The following is an 18,139-nucleotide window of genomic DNA, read 5'->3' on the forward strand; positions in this document are numbered from 1 at the left end:
CCTAAATTTTGTACCCATCGGAGGCGTGGTGCGGCCAGACCCCGAAGGCGTCGTCCTGGCGCGACGTCCGCCACAGCAGGCGGCCCGGGCGGTCGGTCTGGTGGCCGCGCTCGGCGTGCTGGTCTTGCTGTGCCTGCTGAGCATCTGGCTGGGGTCCAAGGAGATCCCGTTCGGCGAGGTCTGGCGGGTGCTGCTGCACAACGACGGCTCGGCCGACGCCGTCATCATCCACAGTGTCCGGATGCCGCGGACCGCGCTCGGCGTGCTGGTCGGCGCGGCGCTGGGCCTGGCCGGCACGGTCATGCAGGCGATCACCCGCAATCCGCTGGCCGATCCCGGCCTGCTCGGAGTCAGCGGAGGCGCCGCGTTCGCCATCGTGTTCTCGATCACCGTGGTCGGCGTGAGCTCGCTGTACGGCTACATCTGGTTCGCCTTCGCCGGGGCGCTGGCCGCGACCGCCGTCGTCTACTTCCTCGGCACCCGCGGCAACGCCGGCTCCAGCCCGGTCAAGCTCACCCTGGCCGGCGCGGCCGTCACGGCGCTGCTCGGGTCGTTCACCAGCGCCATGGTGCTGACCGATCCGGTGGCGCTCAACCGCTTCCGCTTCTGGTCGGCCGGCTCGCTGACCGGGGTGGACGCCGGCGCGCTGCTCCAGGTGCTGCCGTTCATGCTGGTCGGCATGGTGCTGGCGATCGCCAGCGGGCCGGCGCTGAACAGCCTCGCCCTCGGCGACGACGTGGCCGTCGCGCTCGGCCGGCGGCTCGGGCCGCTGCGGCTGCGCGGCGCGCTGGCGATCACCCTGCTGACCGGGGCCGCCGTCGCCGTCGCCGGGCCGATCGTGTTCCTGGGCCTGCTGATTCCGCACGCGGTGCGGTTCGTCATCGGCCCCGACCACCGCTGGCTGCTGCCGTACTCGGCGGTGCTCGCGCCCTGCCTGCTGCTGGCCGCCGACATCCTCGGCCGGATCCTGGCCCGCCCCAGCGAGATCCGGGCCGGCGTGATCGTCGCGTTCCTCGGCGCGCCGTTGTTCATCTACCTGGTCCGCCGGCGCAAGCAGCTGGAGTCGTGATGAGCCTGCCGCTGCTGCGCCGCGACCGGATCACGGTCCGCCTGGCCCGGCCCGAGCTGTCGGTCCGCGTCCGGCCGCGCCTGGTGCTGGTCTGCCTGATCCTCGCCCTGCTGGTGTTTCTGTTGGGCTGCTTGGGAATGACCATCGGCGACGTCCCGCTGGGGCTGTCCGACGTGCTGTCGGCGGTGTTCGGGGCCGGGGACGCCGGCGCCACGTACATCGTGCAGGACCTGCGGATGCCCCGGGCGCTGACCGGGCTGCTGGCCGGGGCCGCCTTCGGCGCGTCCGGCGCGGTGTTCCAGACCATCACCCGCAACCCGCTGGCCAGCCCGGACATGATCGGCATCAACGCCGGCGCGGCCACCGCCGTGGTCGCCGGCATCGGCTTCGGTTTCGGCGACGGCCTCGGCACCACCACGCTCGGCCTGCTCGGCGGCCTGCTGACCGGGCTGCTGGTGTACGTGCTGGCCTGGCGGCGCGGCACCACCGGCTACCGCATCCTGCTGGTCGGCATCGGCGTGTACGCCATGGCCACCAGCCTCACCGACTACCTGCTCAGCCGGGCCAACATCACCGACGCGCAGGCCTCGATCGGCTGGCTGGTCGGCAACCTGGCCAACCGCGGCTGGGAGAACGTGATCCCGCTGCTGATCGCGTTCGCCGTGCTGTGCTCGGTGGCACTGGGCCTGTCCCGGCTGATGGGCACGCTCCAACTCGGCGACGAGGTCGCCGCCGGCCTGGGCACGCCGGTGCAGCCGGTGCGGCTCGGGCTGATGCTGGCCGGCGCCGGGCTGGTCGCCTTCGCGACCGCCTCGGCCGGCCCCATCGCCTTCGTCGCCCTGACCGCGCCGCAGATCGCCCAGCGGCTGGCCCGGCTGCCCGCGCCGCCGATCACCGCGTCCGCGCTCGGCGGCGCGGTTCTGGTGCTGGGCAGCGACATCATCGCCCGCGTGATCACGCCGTCCGGCCTGCCGGTCGGCATCGTCACCGGCGCGCTCGGCGCACCCGTCCTGCTCTGGCTGCTGATCAGGGCCAACCGATCCGGCTCCGGAGGCTGACAATGACATCTGAGACGCCATCGCTGCGCGTGCGGGGGCTGCGGGTCGCCTACGACGACCGGGTCGTCATCGACGGGCTGGACCTGGAGATCCCGCCCGGGCAGATCACCGCCATCGTCGGGGCCAACGCGTGCGGCAAGTCCACTCTGCTGCGCACCCTGGCCCGGCTGCTGACACCGAGAGCCGGCGGGGTGTACCTCGACGGCAAGTCCATCCACTCGCTGCCCACCCGCCAGGTCGCGCAGCGGCTGGGCATTCTGCCCCAGTCCCCCGTCGCCCCCGAGGGCATGACCGTCGCCGACCTCATCAGCCGGGGCCGGGCCCCGCACCAGAACTGGTGGCGGCAATGGTCCACTTCGGATGAAGGCGCGGTCACGGCTGCTTTGGCGGCAACGGAACTCACCGACCTGGCCGACCGCCGCGTCGACGAGCTGTCCGGCGGGCAGCGGCAGCGGGCCTGGATCGCCATGGCCGTCGCCCAGGGCACTCCCGTGCTGCTGCTGGACGAGCCGACGACCTACCTGGACCTGGCCCACCAGATCGACGTGCTGGACCTGGTCGTGGACCTCAACCGGGACGAGGGCCGGACCGTGGTGATGGTGCTGCACGACCTGCCCCAGGCCTGCCGCTACGCCGACCACGTCATCGCCATGAAGGCCGGGCGGATCGTCGCCGCCGGCCGGCCGTCCGAGGTCATCACCGAGGAGCTGGTCGACACCGTGTTCGGCGTCCGCTGCCAGATCTCCCCGGACCCGGTCAGCGGCACCCCCCTGGTCATCCCCATCAGCCGCCACCACCGCACCCCGGCCTGACCTCCGCGCTTGGAAGGGGGCCTTCCTCCACTCGGAGTGGAGGAAGGCCCCCTTCCAAGCAACGAAGGGTTGACAGTGGGGCGGGGTGGGGCTAGTGGGCGCTGATGGCGTATTCGGCGGCGGGGGTGGCGGCGGCGCGACGGTCCACAATGGACGCCAGGATCTCGCCGACGCGGACGGCGGTGTTGGACAGCAGCGACGACGTGATGCCGTGGGTGTGCTCGGTGCCGCCCTGGAGGTAGATGCCGCCGCGCACCTCGGGGTGGGTGGTGATGCGGTAGTCCCGCTCCACGCGCAGCCGGCCCTCCTCGTCGCGGGCGCACTGCGGGCCGAGCTCGCCGAGCAACGGCGTGGGGTCGGCCGGCAGGTAGCCGGTGGCGTAGATGACGGCGTCGGCATCGAGGACGGTGCGCTCGCCGGTGGTCAGCGACTCGATGGCGGCGGTGACACTGGCGCCGGTGTCGACGACCTCGACCGGCCGGGAGACGTTGAGCAGCCGCAGTCGCTGCGTGCCGAGCACCCGCTCCCGGTACATCCGCCGGTAGAGCTCGTCGATCAGGTCCACGTCCACGGCCGAGTAGTTGGTGGAGCCGTGGTAGCGCATGAGGCGGTCCTTGACCGGCTCGCCGGCCCGGTAGAACTGGTCGACCGCCTCGGGGTCGAAGATCCGGTTCGCGAACGAGCTGTCGTCGGCCGGGCTGTAGCCGTAGCGGGCGAACACCGCGCACACCTCGGCGCGGGGGAACTCGTCGTGCAGCAGGGCGGCGACCTCGGCCGCGCTCTGCCCGGCCCCGACCACCACGAAGCGCCGGGGATCGCTGTCCCGCAGGCGTTCCACGCGGTGCAGCAGCTCGTTGTTGTGCCAGATCCGGGGCCCCACCTCGATTCCGGCCGGCAGCTGGGGCCGCAGGCCGGTGCCCATCACCAGGTTGCGGGCCCGCAGCGTGCCCCCGTCCGATGTGGTCACGTCGAAGAAGGCGATCTCGTCGCCGTCGCGCATCGGTTCGACCGAGGTGACCTCGACGCCGTAGGAGACGACGTCGTCGACCTTGGCCGCCGCCCACTCGAAGTAGTCGTGGAACTCGACCCGCAGCGGGAACAGGTTCTTGTGGTTGATGAAGTCGACCAGCCGGCCCACCGAGTGCAGGTAGTTGACGAAGCTGAACTCGCTGGTCGGGTTGCGCATGGTGACCAGGTCCTTGAGGAACGAGACCTGCATGGTGGCGGTGTCGATCAGCATGCCCCGATGCCAGCCGAACTGCGGTTGCCGTTCCAGGAAATGCGCCGTCACCGGCTCGGCCGAGCTGCCGTTGTGCTCGGCGAGCGCGATCGCGAGCGCCAGGTTCGACGGCCCGAACCCCACCCCTACGACGTCGTAGATCGGGACCTGTTCGCCGGCCTCAGCAGTCATGTCGCTCCCTAGACTGTCCCCACGGTTCAGGGAACCCTAACCTAACTTAGGTCAGCCTATCCTAGTACGATCGTGGTGATGTTCGTCCCGCCGGCAGTGAAGAGTTAAGGCATCCGGGGGACCGTTCGGCGGCGGAGAATCAACACCGGACGACCGCCGCGTTGGGGAGTACCGTGCCGACGATTCCCGCCCCCAGAACCACCTGCGACCCTCTGGATGCCGCCGACACCTTCATCGTCTCGCTGCACACCGTCGTCCACGCGCCCCGGCAGACCGCCCGCACCCGGGCCGTGCTGCGCGCCCGCCGCGACGGCGTCGACCGCTTCCTGCCCGGCATCGAGCCGGGAGCGCGGGTGATCGACACTCATAACTGCCGGGCCGCCGGACCCGTGCTGCTACTGGACAACCCGCTGCTCACCGGCGAGACGTGCATCGTCGAGTACGAGCAGAACCGGCTGCCGGCCGATCACTGGGAGCAGGTCCTCACCGCACCGGCCTGGGACCTGGTCATCCAGGTCCGCTTCCATCCGGCCGCCCCGCCGGCGCGATGCCTGGGGTACCAGGGAATCGGCGCCGCCATGGTGGAGACGCCCATCGCCCTCACCGGCGACCTCTCGGCGCACACGGTCACCCTCGACGCCCGGCCCGGCGTGCACGGCATCCGCTGGGAATGGACCTGACGCCACCTGTGCGCCTTTGCCCCACGTGAGTGGCTCATTTGCGCCATCGGCCCCACGTGAGTGGCTTAGGTGGCCGTGGAGGCGAAGTAAGCCACTCACGTGGGGACAAAGGCGAGCGGGGTCAGAGGGCGGCGGCGATGCGGTCGAGGTGTTGGGCGATCCAGGGCAGCGCGGTCGGGTTGTCGCTGCGGAGGGCCTGCTCCTTCTGCTCGTCCGTTTCGCCGTAGAGCTGGCTGGTGGCGACGCGGATCATGCCGGCGGCCGGGTCGTCGCCGAACTCGGAGCCCGGTAGCACGACGATTCCGTTGCGGGACAACAGGTGCTCGGCGATCTCACGGTCGGTGCGGAAGCCGGGGACGTGCGGGTAGAGATAGAAGGCGCCGTCGGGGGCGGGCGTGCCGAAGAGCTCGGCGACGGCGGAGGCGACGGCGAGGTGCAGTTTTCGGCTCTGGGCAACGCGTTCCACCAGCGCGGGCGGCTCGGCGAAGGCGAGGGCGGCGGCGTGCTGGACCGGACGGGCCGGGGCCGACCAGACCTCGCTGGCGACGTCGACGACGGCGTCACGCAGGTCCTCGTCGGCGAAGCGGGCGACGCCGAGCCGCCAGCCGCCGAGGGCGAGGCTCTTGCTCAGGCCGGAGGTGACGACCGTCCGATGCGGCGCGATCTCGGCCGGGCTCAGGAACTGGGCATCGGTCAGGTCGCGGTAGATCTCGTCGGAGATGATCAGCAGGTCACGGCGCTCGGCCACCTCGCACAGCTCCCGGATCACCGGCGGCGGGGCCAGCCGGCCGGTCGGGTTGTCCGGCAGGGTGACGATCACCGTGGACAGCCGCAGGGCCGCGGCGACGGCGTCGAGCTCGGCCGGGTCGGGCACCCCGCCGATGCTTCGGATCCGAACGACGTCCAGCCCCTGCATGGTGGCCTGCGCGGCGTAGCTGACCCAGCTCGGCCTGGGCAGCGCGATGACGCCGCGCCGGGCGCCGAGGATCGCCCACAGCAGGGGCTTGCTGCCCGGCCCGGCGACGACCTGCGCCGTCGAGGTCGGCAGGCCGCGCCGGCTCCAGTAGCCGGCGGCCGCCTCGCGCAGCTCGGGAATGCCGGCGACCGGCCCGTACCCTGCGCTGCCGGCGGCCTCGCCCAGGGCCGCGGTCAGCAGCGGGTGCACCGGCAGGCCGGCTTCCCCGAAGCCGAGCGGCACCACCGGCAGGCCCTCGGCCCGGCGGCGGGCGATCACGTCGTTGGCGGCGAGCGTTGCGGAGACGGCCATGACCCCACCGTGCCGTGACGGGAGCATCACGTACAGCGCGAATCGTCGAGGCCGAGCATAAGCTGTGCCGATGCTCGATCTGCACCGTCTCACCCTGCTGCATCGGTTCGCCGCCCTCGGCAGCATCGCCGCCGTGGCCGCCGCCACCGGTTACTCGGCCTCGGCGGTCTCGCAGCAGCTGGCCGTGCTGGAACGGGAAGCGGGCGTCGCCCTGCTGGAGCGCACCGCCCGCAGCGCCACCCTCACCGAAGCCGGCCGCCGCCTGGCCGGGCACGCCGCCACGGTGCTGGACGCGGTGGAGGCGGCCGAGGCCGATCTGGCCCGGGCGGCCGACGACACCAGCGGCCGGATCGTCATCAGCACCATCCCGACCGTCGCGGTCGCCGTCGCGCCCCGGCTGGTCGAACTGAGCGGTCCACGGGTCGTGCTGCGCCAGCACACCGACGACACCCAGGCGCTGGACCGGCTCCGCGCCCGCGAGGTGGACATCGCCGTCATCGACACCTGGCGGGACGCTCCCCCGCCGCCCGGCCTGGTCCGCACCCGGCTGATGGTCGACCCGGTGGTCATCGCCGGACCCGTGGACCACTCGACCTGGCTGGTCGCCCCGGACGACCAGCCGTCCCGCCGGGTGGCCGAGGAGGTGATGGCCGAACTGGGGGTGCGGCCCGATTCCCGTTGGGAGTTCATGGGTCTGGCCACCATCGCCGGTCTGGTCGCGGCCGGGGTCGGCGCGGCCGTGCTGCCCCGGCTGGCGCTGCGGCACGCCGACGTGCCCGTCACGCCCACCGACCGCTCGCGCAGCATCGACGCGGTCGTGCGGGCAGGCTCCCGGACCCGCCCCGCGGTGGGCGCGGTGCTGGCCGCGCTGGCTGCGGTACCGTCCGTGCCGTGATCTTCCGGATTATCCTGCTGCTGGACGAGCTCGCCCTGTTCATCTTCGGCTTGTTCGTGTTCTTCTCGGAGAACGAGACATACCTGGCGATCTGGGTGATGCTCGCGTTCATCTACGTGCTGCTGGGCGCGTGGCGGGTGCGCCACTCCGCCGCCGGCGACGACCTCATGCCGGTGACCGCGGGGCTGTTCGCCCGGCTCGGGCTGCTGTTCACGGTCTTCACCAGCCTGGTCGGCGTGGGCGCGGCCTTCACCATCATCCTCGGCGGCACGCTGGAGGAGAAGTTCATCGGCGTGCCGGCGGTGCTGCTGGCCTGGGCGATCCTGCACTTCGGCTACGCCGAGCGCTACGCCACCGCGTACTACTCGGCCCTGCCGGTCAAGCAGTTCGAGTTCCCCAACACCGAGCAGCCGGGCTACGCCGACTTCGCGTACTTCGCCTTCACCGTCGGCACCACCTTCGCCGTGTCCGATGTGGAGACCCGGACCACGGCGGTGCGGGCCCGGGTCCTCTCCCACGGCGTGCTGAGCTTTCTCTACAACACCGCCACCCTGGGCGTCGCGATCAGCGTGATCACCAGCGCCGGCGGCAACTAGCGAGGCGGAATCAGAAACCGGGCAACGCCCGGCGCGGGTCGTCCAGCGTGGGTTGTCCCGGGGGGTCGGGAAAAGTGCCCGGGTGCGCATGTGCGCACCCCCTGGTGGCCGGGAAGCGCCGGGACCGAGGGTGATCGCCATGACCGACTCCCGCCGGGCCTTCCTGGCCAAGGCTGCCAAGATCACCGCCGTCGCCGCCACGGCGGCGGTCCTGCCCACCGCGCTGGCCGGCCCGGCCTCGGCGTCCGCGCACAGCTACTACTTCTTCTGCACCAAGTGCTTCGGTATGACGGTCGGCGTGATCACGCCCCCAGGTGGGCTGAACATCTGTCCGGCCGGGGGCAACCACACCCAGGCCGGCTACAACTTCATCCTGCCCTACAACGTCTCGGAGACCGCCAACGCCCAGGCCAACTGGCGGTTGTGCCAGAAGTGCTTCAGCTTGTTCTGGCGGGGCTACCCGACCGACGGCGTGTGCGCGACGGGCGGCGGCCACGACTCGGGTCCCGACGGTGACCAGCAGTCCTTCTTCCACAACTTCGTGCTCAACCACGACGTGCCGCCGGGCCCGAAGTCCCAGGACGCCTGGCGGTTCTGCGTGAAGTGCTACGGGCTGTTCTTCTTCGGCTACTCCACCAACGGCCGCTGCCCGGCCGGCAACGAGCACAAGGAAGCCGGCTTCAACTTCGTGCTCGACCACCTCTGATCAGCCGAACAGCCGGCCGCCCATCTTGGCCAGGAAGGCCAGGGCGGCCGGCTCGTCGGTGTCGGGCACGCCGATGACGATCTCGTCCACACCGATGCCGGCGAGGTGCTCGACGCGGTCGGGGGTGGCCCGGTCGAGGGCGACGATGTACGGCTTGCCGGCCCGCCCGGCCTTGGCCCAGCGCTCGGCCAGCAGCCGCACGCTGCCGTCGACGTCGCCCTCCTGCGGGGTGGTGATCCAGCCGTCGGCGTGGGCGGCGATCCAGTCGAAGGTGCGCTCGGTGCCGCCGGCCCCGATCAGCAGCGGCAGGTGGGCCTGCACGGGCTTGGGGTAGGCCCAGCTGTCGCCGAAGGACACGAACTTCCCCTGGTACGAGGCGACGTCCTCGGTCCACAGCGACCGCATGGCCGCCATGTACTCCCGCAGCGCGGTGTACCGGAACCGGCCGGGGATGCCGTGGTCGGCCAGCTCGTCGGTGTTCCAGCCGAAGCCGGCCCCGAGCGTGACCCGGCCGCCGGACAGGAAGTCCAGGGTGGCGATGGTCTTGGCCAGGGTGATGGGGTCGGACTCCACCGGCAGCGCGACGGCGGTCGCGAGCCGGATGGTGGAGGTGACCGCGGCGGCGGCGCCGAGGCAGACCCACGGGTCCAGGGTGCGCAGGTAGCGGTCGTCGGGCAGGTCCGCGCCGCCGGTGCGGGGATGGGCGGCGTCCCGCCGGACCGGGATGTGCGTGTGCTCGGGCACGTAGAACGAGTGGAAGCCGGCGTCCTCGGCCGCCTTCGCGCACACGGCCGGCGCGATGCCCCGGTCGCTGCTGAACAGCACCACACCGAACCTCATGACACCTCACCGTGTACTAGAACGTGTTCTAGTACACGGTATCAGCGGACCGCGATCGCCGTCACCACATAACCGTCGCGAATCAAGTAGCGGCCGGTGAAACCGGTCAACGGCACGCCGCGCACCAGCGGCGGCTCGACCAGCAGTTCGACCGAGAACCGGTTCTCGTCCAGGTGGAAGGTCAGCCGGGCGTCGTCGAAGCCCAGCCACTTGTGGGTCAGCGGGAACCAGGCCTTGTACACGCTCTCCTTGGCGCTGAACAGGATCCGGTCCCAGTGCGTGCCGGCCGGCAGCCGGTCCAGCATCTCCCGTTCCTCGGGCAGCGTGACGATGCCCAGCACGCCCTCGGGCAGCACGTCGTGGGTCTCGGCGTCGATGCCGACGGTCAGCATCTCCTCGGCCCGCGCCACCGCCGCCGCGTAGTAGCCCCGGGTGTGGGTGATGCTGCCGACGATGCCGTCCGGCCACAGCGGCTGCCGCTTGGACCCGCGCAGGATCGGCGTCTCGGGCAGGCCGAGCTTGCCCAGCGCCCGACGGGCGCAGCTGCGGGCGATGGTGTACTCGCGCACCCGCTTCTCCACCGCCCTGGCGACCTCCGGCTCCTCCTCGGGCAGCAGCCGGGCGTCGGGGTCGTCGCCGAGCACGTCCGCGGAGACCACCTCGGCGGGCAGCAGATCCTCGATCACGGTCGTGACGTTACCGTTCTCGCCGGAAGATGAGCGCCAGGACGCGGAGGACGAGCACGGCGCTAATGATCAGCAGGCTGTACCCGCACAGCTGCAACAGGGTGATCTGCGGGGTCACGGTCTCGGCGGTGAGCAGCATGACGGCCATCACACCGGCGGTCGCGCCCAGCGCGGTCAGCAGCACCTGGTGCAGCAGCCCGGTCACGTGCTCGCGGTCGCGCTGGTCGGCGAACAGCCGGATGTTCAGGCTCAGCCGCCCGTTCTCCAGCGCGCCGGCGATCCGCTCGACCCGGCGCGGCAGCCGGCGCAGCATCGGCACCAGGGTCACCAGCTCGTCCATCGCCGCGCGGCGCAGGGTGTCGCCGTCCAGGCTCTGGCGCACGTACCCGGTGGCCACGCCGCGGGCCTCGGCCACCAGGTCGAAGCCCGGGGCCAGCTGGGTCAGGCCGCCCTCCAGGGTGGCCAGCGCGCGGAACACCGCCGCCACCTCGGGCGGCACCGACAGCCCGAAATCGGCGACGATCTTGAACAGGTCGGTGAACATGCGCACGCCGGCCGAGGAGCCGGGGCCGAGGTGGCGGGCCAGGAACTGGCCGACCGCCCGCTCCAGGGCCACCTGGTCGATCTCGTCGGGCCGGCGCACCACCTCCAGCAGCGCGTCGGCCACGCCGAGCGTGTCGGCCTTGTCCATGGCCAGCAGCAGCCGCTGCAACGCCTCCCGCAGCGCGCCGTCCAGCCGGCCGACCGAGCCGAAGTCGATCATGCCGAGTCCGCCGTCGGCCAGCAGCAACACGTTGCCGGGATGGGGATCCGCGTGGAAGACGCCGTCCATCATGACCTGGCGGAGCATGGTGTCCAGCAGCGTGCGGGCCAGCCCCTCGCGGTCCGGGGTGTCCGGGCCGGCCTCGCTCAGCGACACCCCGTCCAGCCGCTCCATCACCAGGATCCGCCGGCCGCTCAACGACTCCTGCGGCACGGGATACCGAACCCCGGTACGGCTTCCGGCCGCCACCGCCAACATGTTCGCCGTCTCCACACGGAAATCCAGCTCCTCGCGCATGGCGTCGGCGAAGCCGGTGGCCAGCTCCCGCACGCCGATCGCGCGCCCCCAGCGGGTCCGGGCGTGCAGGGTCGCGGCCAGCCGGGCCACGATGTCCAGATCGCGCTCCACCACCGAGCCGATGCCCGGCCGCTGCACCTTGACCACGACCCGCTCCCCCGACTTCAGCGTCGCGGCGTGCACCTGGGCGATCGAGGCGGCGGCCAGCGGCTCCCGGGTGAACTCGGCGAACACCTCCGCCACCGGGCGGCCCAGCTCCGCGACCAGCACCGCCTCCACCTCGACCCACGGGGCCGGGGCGACCCGGTCCCGCAGCCGGCTCAGCTCGGTCACGAACTCCGGCGGCAGCAGGTCGCGGCGGGTGGACAGGATCTGGCCCAGCTTCACGAAGGTCACGCCGGCCTCGTCCAGGGCCTCGGCCAGCGAGGCGGCCAGCCGGGACCGGCCGCTGGGCAGCTCGAAGTCGGCGCGGCGGCGGCCGGACAGGTAGGGGCCCAGGCCGTGCTTGACGGCGATCCGGGTGATCCTGGAGTACCGCCGGGCCCGGGCCAGCCGGCCGCGCAGGCCGCGCGCCAGCTCCATCGGCTGCGGCAGGGAACCGGTCGGCACCAGCACCTCGGCCAGCACCAGGAAGATCATCGCGCCCAGCACGCAGACGCACAGGCCCAGCAGGCTCAGGAACAACTGCGCGGCCGCGCCGGCGTCGGCGATGGTCGACCGCATCCCGTTGAGCACCGGGTCCAGCAGCGCGATGGCGATCGCGCCGGCGGCCAGCCGCCGCACCAGCCCGAAACTCATCCCGAGCAGCCGGGACACCATGGCCGCGAACAGCAGCGAGGTCACCACCGTGAACACCACGACCGAGATGGAGGTCAACACCGGTTGCATGGGTGGAGGCTACGGCGAACGGCCCTAGCGCGACCGCCGGAGGGTCCCGCACCATGTGCACGGCTGCCACCACCACAATGGAGCAGCCACATGTTCAGACGCCTCACCCTGCCGGCGGCGGCCGTCCTGGCGCTCGCGGCGATCGCCGCGGTCCCCGCCGCGGCGGCGACACCCGGCGCGGTCAGCGCCGACTTCGCCCAGACCTCGACCTGGGGCGGCGGATACCAGGGCCAGTACACCGTCACCAACCAGAGCAACCACGGGATCACCAGCTGGAAGGTCGAGTTCGACCTGCCCGCCGGGACCACGGTGTCGTCATCCTGGGACGCCACCGAAACCGTGAGCGGCAACCACTACACGTTCACCAACAAGAGCTACAACGGCACGGTCGCCGCCGGGGCGACCGCCGCTTTCGGCTTCGTGGCCGCCGGATCCGCCGTGCCGACGAACTGCCTGCTGAACGGGGCCACCTGCGCCGGGGTCGTGGACACCACGCCGCCGTCGGCCCCCAGCGGCCTGAAGGCCGGCGCCATCACCACCACCGGCGTCTCGCTGTCGTGGTCGGCGGCCACTGACAACATCGGCGTCACCGGCTACGACGTCTACAAGGGCACGACCAAGGCACTGACCATCGCCGGCACCTCGGCGACGGTCACCGGGCTGGCACCGTCCACTTCGTACACGTTCACGGTCAGGGCGCACGACCTCGCCGGCAACCAGTCGGCGGCATCCAACGCCATCACCGTCACCACCCAGGCCGGCTCCGGCAGCGGCAGCACCTGGCCGCTCAAGGTCGCCCCGTACGTGGACATGGGCTCGTGGCCGACGCCGGTGCTGACCGACACCGCCAACGCTTCCGGCCTGCAGAACTTCACCCTGGCCTTCGTCACCGGCAACGGCTGCAAGGCGACCTGGTTCAACGCCTACGACCCGACCACCGGCTGGGACCGCGACGACATCGACGCGCTGCGAGCCCAGGGCGGCGACGTGACGATCTCCTTCGGCGGCGAGGCCGGCACCGAGCTGGCCGGCTCCTGCACCGACCAGGCCGCGATCCAGCAGCAGTACCAGGCCATCGTCACCGCCTACGCCGCCAGCCGCATCGACTTCGACATCGAGGGCGCGGCGGTCGTCGACCACACCTCGGTGGACCGGCGCAACGCCGTGCTGGCCAAGCTCCAGGCGGCCAACCCCGGCCTACAGATCTCGTACACGCTGCCGGTGATGCCCTACGGCCTGACCGCGGACGGCGCCTACATCGTGCAGTCGGCGGCGAGCCACGGCGTGAACCTCAGCCTGGTCAACGTGATGGCCATGGACTACGGCCAGCACGACGGCGTGGACATGGGGCTCAAGGCGCAGCAGGCGGCGCAGGCCACCCACGACCAGCTCAAGACGATCTACCCGGCCAAGACCGACGCCCAGCTGTGGGGCCTGGTCGGGGTGACGCCGATGCTCGGCGTGAACGACGACTCGTCCACGTTCACGCTGGCCGACGCCTCGGCGCTGGCCACCTACGCCAACGGCAAGCACCTCGGCGAACTGGCGTTCTGGGAGGTCACCCGGGACCGCAACGCCTGCCAGGGCAGCCTGACCACCTGCACCAACGTCACCCAGCAGCCGTGGGACTTCAGCAAGCGCTTCGAGGCCTTCACCGGCTGAGGCGCTCCATCTGCGCTACGTGAGTGGCTCATTTGCGCTCCAGGGCCACCTGAGCCACTCACGTAGAGCTGACAGGGGCCGCTACTGGCGGGGGTCGCCGTCGATGAGGATCTGGCCGTTGTAGCGGATCACCTTGATGTTCTTGTGCACGGTGACGCCGGGCTGGCCCTGCTTGGTGTACGTGACGTCGACCGGCACGTTGTCCGAGCCGTCCGGGTTGGCGGTGACGCCCATGGCGTTGTTGCCGACCACGTTGCTGTACTGCGCCCAGTAGGCGTTGAACTGGTCCTGGCTGCCGAACAGGGCCTGGGCGTTGGGCGAGAGCATGGCCCAGTGGGCCGACGGCCCGGGGTCCTGGTCGAAGAAGTTGATCACCAGCGTGCCGGCCTGGCCGAAGTCGATCGGGCCGCCGGTCGGGTCGTTGGTGACGCTGCCGGGGGTGGTCGTCGTGGTCGACGGCGTCGTCGTGGTGGTGGAGCTGCCGGTGGTCGAGGACGAGGTGGTCGGCGTGGTCGGCGACGGGGTGGTGGTCGTCGCCGGCGGGGGCGCCTGGCCCGCGCTGGTCGTCGGCGGGTTGGTCGTGTTCGACGGCGGCGGCGTGGTCGTGTTGTTGTTGAGCAGCGCGATCACCGTCAGCCCGGCGGCGATCACCAGCACCACGGCGACCGTGCCGATGATCAGCGCCCGCCGCGACGCCGGCTTGTCGTCCACCACCCGCGCGCTCTGGGTGGTGGCGCTGGACTGGTCGGCCGGCATCACCGCGGTGGCCAGGAACAGCGGCGGCTCCGGGTCGGCGGACTCGGCGGCCAGCACGGTGGTCCGGGCGGTGGGCGTCCAGCCGGCGGCGCGGCCGGCGCCGACCTCGGTCAGCGCCGCGGCGGCCTCACGCATGGTCGGCCGCGCCTCGGGCTCGGCGTCGAGCATGCCCATCAGCAGCGTGGTGACGGCGCCGGCCTGCTTGGGCGGCGGCACCACGCCGGTGGCGACGGCGTGCAGCAGCGCCAGCGGGTTCTGGCTGGTGCCGAACGGCGGGCGGCCCTCGACGGCGTTGTAGAGCGTGGCCCCGAGCGAGAAGACGTCGGCGGCCGGGCTCGGGTCGTGGCCGCGGGCGACCTCGGGCGCGATGTAGGCCGGGGTGCCGGCCGAGATGCCGGTCTGCGTCACGGTGACATCCCCGACCGCGCGGGAGATGCCGAAGTCGGTGATCTTGGCGGTGCCGTTCTCGGTGAGCAGGATGTTGGCCGGCTTCACGTCCCGGTGCACGATGCCGGCGGCGTGCGCGGCCGACAGCGCCGAGGCCACCTGGGCACAGATCTTGGCCGCTTCCTCGGGCGAGAGCGTGCCCCGCTCGGCCAGTACCGAGGACAGGCTGCGGGACGGCAGGAACTCCATCACCAGGCACGGCTCGCCGTCGTTCTCGGCCACGTCGAACACGGTGATCGCGTTGGGGTGCTGCAGCCGCGCGGCGATCCGGGCCTCGCGCATGGCGCGCCGCCGCGCCTCGTCCCACTCCTGCTCGGACAGGCCCGGCTGGAGCACGAGCTGCTTGATCGCGACCATGCGCTCGAGCCGCTCGTCCCTGGCCTGCCAGACGACGCCCATGGCGCCGCTGCCCACCCGTTCGACCAGCCGGTAGTGCCCGGCGATCAGCTGCCCCGTGTCGATGACCGATTACTCCTCGTGAACACCCAAACCCGCACGTCCTCGTGGGTCACACAATAGCGACCACGCATTACTACGGGCAGTAGGTGTTCGCCACACCCGCAGCCGGTCCACTATGGACGTCCGACGGTACGTTGACCAGCATGAGGACTGCAATCGTGACCGGCGCGGGCGCCGGCATCGGGGCCGCGGTGGCGGTGGCCCTGCTGGACGCCGGCTACCACGTGGCGCTGGCCGGGCGGCGCGAGCAGACGCTGGCCGACACGGCCGGGGACCGGGAGAACGCCCTGGTCGTGCCCACCGACGTGGCCGTCGAGGAGCAGGTGGGGCACCTGTTCGACACCGTCGAGCGGACCTGGGGCCGGCTCGACCTTCTGGTCAACAATGCCGGCACGAACGGCCGGGCCGCGCCGGTGGAGGACATGTCGGCGCAGGTGTGGCAGCACGTGATCGGCACCAATCTGACCGGATCGTTCCTGTGCGCCCGTGCCGCCTTCCGGGTGATGAAGCGCCAGCGGCCCCGGGGCGGCCGGATCATCAACAACGGCTCGCTGTCCGCGCACGTGCCGCGGCCCAACTCGGTGGCCTACACCGCCAGCAAGCACGCCGTCACCGGACTGACCCGCGTGCTGTCCCTGGAGGGCCGTCAGCACGACATCGCGTGCGGCCAGATCGACATCGGCAACGCCGAGACGGCGATGACCGCCCGAATGGCCGACGGTGTGCCGCAGGCCGACGGCTCCATTCGCCCGGAACCGCGTATGGATGTCTCGGCGGTGACCGATGCGGTGCTCTACATGGCGGGACTACCCTTGAGCGCCAATGTGCAGTTCATGACGGTGATGGCGACAACGATGCCATTCATCGGGCGCGGCTGACACAATCAAGACCGCTCATGGGACGATCCCATCGTGCCCTGTCAGGACGAAGCTGAATACGACTCAACTTGTTACTCCGTTCAGTGGGCCCCATTATTCGCATTTGCGGCTACCGTGGGTCGCACCCGCCCCCCAGTCGTGGAGTATTGGGAAGGACACCCATGCTGAAAGCGCTGGCCGCAACCGGTGTGCTTTTATCACTGTTGCAAACACCCCAACCGTTTGCGTGGACCAACCCGCCGCCGCCAGACAAGATTGTCATCGACGTCGCGACGGTGATCGGCTCCGGGTGCCCGACGGGCACGGCCGCAGTGGCCGTGTCCCCGGACAACACGGCGTTCACGGTGACCTACAGCAACTACACCGCGCAGGTCGGCGTGGGCGCGCTGCCGACCGACCTACGGAAGAACTGTCAGCTGAACCTGGCGGTTCACGTGCCGTCAGGATTCACCTACGCGATCGCCGAGGCCGATTACCGCGGATACGGCCATCTGGAGACAGGTGCCACCGGACAGGAGCGTGCCAACTACTACTTCCAGGGTAACGCGCCGACCGCGTTCATTGCTCACAACATCAACGGGTCGTTCGACGACGACTGGCAGTTCACCGACAAGACCGACATCGCCTCCCTGATCTGGGAGCCGTGCGGCCAGGAACGCAACTTCAACATTAACACCGAACTGCGGGTTGCCGCCGGAACGTCCAACCCGAAGACGACAACCAGCTTCTTGTCGATGGACTCTACGGACGGCAGCATCACCACCACTTACCACTTCGCGTGGAAGACCTGCCCCTGATGTCGCAATCCCCGCGGCTTCCGGCTTATACCTGATGGCTCACCTGAGTGGCTCACTTGGCGCACGGAGTCGAGTGAGCCACTCACGTGCGCACGCCGGCCTTACCTGAGTGGCTCAGGTGGCGCACAGGGGTAAATGAGCCACTCACGTGGGGAGGGGTGTGCGGGTTCAGGCGAGGTCGAGGAGGCGGCGGCAGCGCCGCACGGCGTCGTCGGGGCCGCTGATGGTCAGCTCGCCCGCGGCGAGGGCGTCGGAGGCGGTCATCTGGCCGGAGCCTAATCGCACCAGCGTGACGGCGTCGGCGGTGGCGACGACGGTGGGCCGGCCGGAGGCGCGGCCGGCGGCCGCCTGGACCTGGCCGGCGCGGACCTCGAAGCGGAAGACCTCGTCGTCGACGTGGAACTCGTAGTCCTCGTCCACGTCCCCGGCCAGCTCGGCGCGCAGCCGGGTCTCGGCGGCGAGAAAGCCCCAGCGCGGCCGGACGGCGTCCACAGTGGACTTGTCGGGGGTGAAGGCGAAGCCCCAGCGGGTGAGGTCGAGCACCACCGGCCGCAGCAGCGCGCCGGCCTCGGTCAGCTCGTAGGCCGGCCGGCTCGGGCCCTGCCGGATGACCCCCTTGTCGACCAGGAACTTCAGCCGGTCGGCCAGCAGGTTGGTGCCCAGCCCGGGCAGGTCGGCCAGCAGGTCGCTGTAGCGGCGCGGCCCCAGCAGCAGCTCCCGCACGATGAGCAGCGTCCACCGCTCGCCCAGCACGTCCAGCGCGACCGCCAGGCCGCAGTACTGGTGATAGGCGCGCTTGATGTTCAAGATCCTCACCTCCCCCGGAGCGTCACTGTAGCCGAAAGTTTGAGGACACAACCTTATCGGCGGGAACGGTCACGGTCGGCGAAGGCAGGCCAGCTCGGGATGTTCTTCCACGTGTCGGTCCAAGAGGCGCGCGGCGACCGACACCGAGTCGACCAGCGGATTGGCGGCGAACGCCCGCAGCGCGGCGGCCCTCGATCCGGAGGAGGCGGCTTCGATGACCGAGCGCTCGACCGCCTTCACCGATGTCACGAGAGCCAACGCGTGATCGTGCAGCACCAGCGAAGTCACGGCGCCGTCGGTCAGAAGAGCCTTGTGCGCCAACGGGACGCGGAACCCGCCGCCGAGGGTCGTCAGCCCCATGCCGA

General features: G+C 71.1%; 18 protein-coding genes. 10 read left to right on the forward strand and 8 right to left on the reverse strand.

Translation table 11 applies throughout. The annotated features are described in order from the left end of the window. Positions 1 to 28 precede the first annotated feature (28 nt). The 3 genes from ACIG5F_RS15675 to ACIG5F_RS15685 are packed head-to-tail and all read left to right on the forward strand — an operon-like array spanning position 29 to position 2,939. Complete coding sequence (locus tag ACIG5F_RS15675; protein WP_396518473.1) at positions 29 to 1,069, forward strand: FecCD family ABC transporter permease; 1,041 nt, start codon at positions 29 to 31, stop codon at positions 1,067 to 1,069. Then, the gene (locus ACIG5F_RS15680) at positions 1,069 to 2,127 is read left to right on the forward strand and encodes a FecCD family ABC transporter permease (RefSeq protein ID WP_396518381.1); all 1,059 of its coding nucleotides are present in this window, start codon (positions 1,069 to 1,071) and stop codon (positions 2,125 to 2,127) included. The genes ACIG5F_RS15675 and ACIG5F_RS15680 overlap by 1 nt, the downstream gene beginning before the upstream one ends. A 2-nt stretch (positions 2,128 to 2,129) precedes the next feature. Next, on the forward strand, positions 2,130 to 2,939 hold the full coding sequence (locus ACIG5F_RS15685; protein ID WP_396518382.1) for an ABC transporter ATP-binding protein: 810 nt from the start codon (positions 2,130 to 2,132) through the stop codon (positions 2,937 to 2,939). A gap of 91 nt (positions 2,940 to 3,030) precedes the next feature. On the opposite strand, the gene ACIG5F_RS15690 is transcribed toward ACIG5F_RS15685, so the two are convergent. Then, positions 3,031 to 4,350: a lysine N(6)-hydroxylase/L-ornithine N(5)-oxygenase family protein gene (locus ACIG5F_RS15690; protein WP_396518383.1), complete on the reverse strand. Its 1,320-nt coding sequence runs from the start codon at positions 4,348 to 4,350 to the stop codon at positions 3,031 to 3,033. A gap of 173 nt (positions 4,351 to 4,523) precedes the next feature. On the opposite strand from ACIG5F_RS15690, the gene ACIG5F_RS15695 reads away from it, so the two are divergent. After that, complete coding sequence (locus ACIG5F_RS15695) at positions 4,524 to 5,030, forward strand: hypothetical protein (protein WP_396518384.1); 507 nt, start codon at positions 4,524 to 4,526, stop codon at positions 5,028 to 5,030. 121 nt (positions 5,031 to 5,151) lie between these two features. On the opposite strand, the gene ACIG5F_RS15700 is transcribed toward ACIG5F_RS15695, so the two are convergent. Further along, positions 5,152 to 6,297: a pyridoxal phosphate-dependent aminotransferase gene (locus ACIG5F_RS15700; protein WP_396518385.1), complete on the reverse strand. Its 1,146-nt coding sequence runs from the start codon at positions 6,295 to 6,297 to the stop codon at positions 5,152 to 5,154. Between the two features lie 70 nt (positions 6,298 to 6,367). Here ACIG5F_RS15700 and ACIG5F_RS15705 point away from each other — a divergent pair, with 70 nt between their 5' ends. The 3 genes from ACIG5F_RS15705 to ACIG5F_RS15715 all read left to right on the forward strand — a co-directional run bounded on the left by ACIG5F_RS15705 (position 6,368) and on the right by ACIG5F_RS15715 (position 8,494). After that, positions 6,368 to 7,192 carry a LysR family transcriptional regulator gene (locus ACIG5F_RS15705; protein ID WP_396518386.1) on the forward strand — a complete coding sequence of 275 codons (825 nt, stop codon included), beginning with the start codon at positions 6,368 to 6,370 and terminating at the stop codon, positions 7,190 to 7,192. Then, complete coding sequence (locus ACIG5F_RS15710; RefSeq protein ID WP_396518387.1) at positions 7,189 to 7,788, forward strand: DUF1345 domain-containing protein; 600 nt, start codon at positions 7,189 to 7,191, stop codon at positions 7,786 to 7,788. Before ACIG5F_RS15705 ends, ACIG5F_RS15710 begins: the two co-directional genes overlap by 4 nt. Positions 7,789 to 7,927: 139 nt before the next feature. Beyond that, positions 7,928 to 8,494: a hypothetical protein gene (locus ACIG5F_RS15715; protein WP_396518388.1), complete on the forward strand. Its 567-nt coding sequence runs from the start codon at positions 7,928 to 7,930 to the stop codon at positions 8,492 to 8,494. Here ACIG5F_RS15715 and ACIG5F_RS15720 read toward each other — a convergent pair whose 3' ends face one another. From ACIG5F_RS15720 to ACIG5F_RS15730, 3 genes are read right to left on the reverse strand one after another with little or no spacing between them, the layout of a single operon-like run. Then, positions 8,495 to 9,334 (reverse strand): LLM class F420-dependent oxidoreductase, encoded by an 840-nt coding sequence (locus ACIG5F_RS15720; RefSeq protein ID WP_396518389.1) that lies wholly within the window; start codon positions 9,332 to 9,334, stop codon positions 8,495 to 8,497. Positions 9,335 to 9,375: 41 nt separating this feature from the next. Then, positions 9,376 to 10,020 carry a 4'-phosphopantetheinyl transferase gene (locus ACIG5F_RS15725; RefSeq protein ID WP_396518390.1) on the reverse strand — a complete coding sequence of 215 codons (645 nt, stop codon included), beginning with the start codon at positions 10,018 to 10,020 and terminating at the stop codon, positions 9,376 to 9,378. Positions 10,021 to 10,030: 10 nt separating this feature from the next. Beyond that, on the reverse strand, positions 10,031 to 11,968 hold the full coding sequence (locus ACIG5F_RS15730) for an ABC1 kinase family protein (RefSeq protein ID WP_396518391.1): 1,938 nt from the start codon (positions 11,966 to 11,968) through the stop codon (positions 10,031 to 10,033). 90 nt (positions 11,969 to 12,058) lie between these two features. Here ACIG5F_RS15730 and ACIG5F_RS15735 point away from each other — a divergent pair, with 90 nt between their 5' ends. Beyond that, a complete protein-coding gene (locus ACIG5F_RS15735) occupies positions 12,059 to 13,630 on the forward strand; it encodes a cellulose binding domain-containing protein (RefSeq protein ID WP_396518392.1) in 1,572 nt (523 codons plus the stop codon). A gap of 81 nt (positions 13,631 to 13,711) precedes the next feature. On the opposite strand, the gene ACIG5F_RS15740 is transcribed toward ACIG5F_RS15735, so the two are convergent. Further along, positions 13,712 to 15,232: a serine/threonine-protein kinase gene (locus ACIG5F_RS15740; RefSeq protein WP_396518393.1), complete on the reverse strand. Its 1,521-nt coding sequence runs from the start codon at positions 15,230 to 15,232 to the stop codon at positions 13,712 to 13,714. Between the two features lie 203 nt (positions 15,233 to 15,435). On the opposite strand from ACIG5F_RS15740, the gene ACIG5F_RS15745 reads away from it, so the two are divergent. Then, on the forward strand, positions 15,436 to 16,170 hold the full coding sequence (locus ACIG5F_RS15745) for an SDR family oxidoreductase (protein ID WP_396518394.1): 735 nt from the start codon (positions 15,436 to 15,438) through the stop codon (positions 16,168 to 16,170). Between the two features lie 161 nt (positions 16,171 to 16,331). Further along, entirely contained in the window at positions 16,332 to 16,967 is a 636-nt protein-coding gene (locus ACIG5F_RS15750; protein ID WP_396518395.1) for a DUF4360 domain-containing protein, read from the forward strand. A gap of 168 nt (positions 16,968 to 17,135) precedes the next feature. On the opposite strand, the gene ACIG5F_RS15755 is transcribed toward ACIG5F_RS15750, so the two are convergent. After that, the gene (locus tag ACIG5F_RS15755) at positions 17,136 to 17,774 is read right to left on the reverse strand and encodes a winged helix-turn-helix transcriptional regulator (RefSeq protein ID WP_396518396.1); all 639 of its coding nucleotides are present in this window, start codon (positions 17,772 to 17,774) and stop codon (positions 17,136 to 17,138) included. 69 nt (positions 17,775 to 17,843) lie between these two features. Continuing rightward, the gene (locus ACIG5F_RS15760; RefSeq protein ID WP_396518397.1) at positions 17,844 to 18,134 is read right to left on the reverse strand and encodes a hypothetical protein; all 291 of its coding nucleotides are present in this window, start codon (positions 18,132 to 18,134) and stop codon (positions 17,844 to 17,846) included. Between the last annotated feature and the right edge of the window lie 5 nt (positions 18,135 to 18,139).

Source organism: Kutzneria sp. NPDC052558 (assembly GCF_044547355.1).
Lineage (GTDB): Bacteria > Actinomycetota > Actinomycetes > Mycobacteriales > Pseudonocardiaceae > Kutzneria.

Bases quoted from the DNA above. Each gene is read 5' to 3' on its own strand.
- ACIG5F_RS15690 (WP_396518383.1), bottom strand. From the start codon at position 4,350: ATGACTGCTGAGGCCGGCGAACAGGTCCCGATCTACGACGTCGTAGGG.
- ACIG5F_RS15730 (WP_396518391.1), bottom strand. From the start codon at position 11,968: ATGCAACCGGTGTTGACCTCCATCTCGGTCGTGGTGTTCACGGTGGTG.
- ACIG5F_RS15720 (WP_396518389.1), bottom strand. From the start codon at position 9,334: ATGAGGTTCGGTGTGGTGCTGTTCAGCAGCGACCGGGGCATCGCGCCG.
- ACIG5F_RS15760 (WP_396518397.1), bottom strand. From the start codon at position 18,134: ATGGGGCTGACGACCCTCGGCGGCGGGTTCCGCGTCCCGTTGGCGCAC.
- ACIG5F_RS15705 (WP_396518386.1), top strand. From the start codon at position 6,368: ATGCTCGATCTGCACCGTCTCACCCTGCTGCATCGGTTCGCCGCCCTC.
- ACIG5F_RS15685 (WP_396518382.1), top strand. From the start codon at position 2,130: ATGACATCTGAGACGCCATCGCTGCGCGTGCGGGGGCTGCGGGTCGCC.
- ACIG5F_RS15745 (WP_396518394.1), top strand. From the start codon at position 15,436: ATGAGGACTGCAATCGTGACCGGCGCGGGCGCCGGCATCGGGGCCGCG.
- ACIG5F_RS15750 (WP_396518395.1), top strand. From the start codon at position 16,332: ATGCTGAAAGCGCTGGCCGCAACCGGTGTGCTTTTATCACTGTTGCAA.
- ACIG5F_RS15680 (WP_396518381.1), top strand. From the start codon at position 1,069: ATGAGCCTGCCGCTGCTGCGCCGCGACCGGATCACGGTCCGCCTGGCC.
- ACIG5F_RS15740 (WP_396518393.1), bottom strand. From the start codon at position 15,232: ATGGGCGTCGTCTGGCAGGCCAGGGACGAGCGGCTCGAGCGCATGGTC.
- ACIG5F_RS15700 (WP_396518385.1), bottom strand. From the start codon at position 6,297: ATGGCCGTCTCCGCAACGCTCGCCGCCAACGACGTGATCGCCCGCCGC.
- ACIG5F_RS15715 (WP_396518388.1), top strand. From the start codon at position 7,928: ATGACCGACTCCCGCCGGGCCTTCCTGGCCAAGGCTGCCAAGATCACC.
- ACIG5F_RS15735 (WP_396518392.1), top strand. From the start codon at position 12,059: ATGTTCAGACGCCTCACCCTGCCGGCGGCGGCCGTCCTGGCGCTCGCG.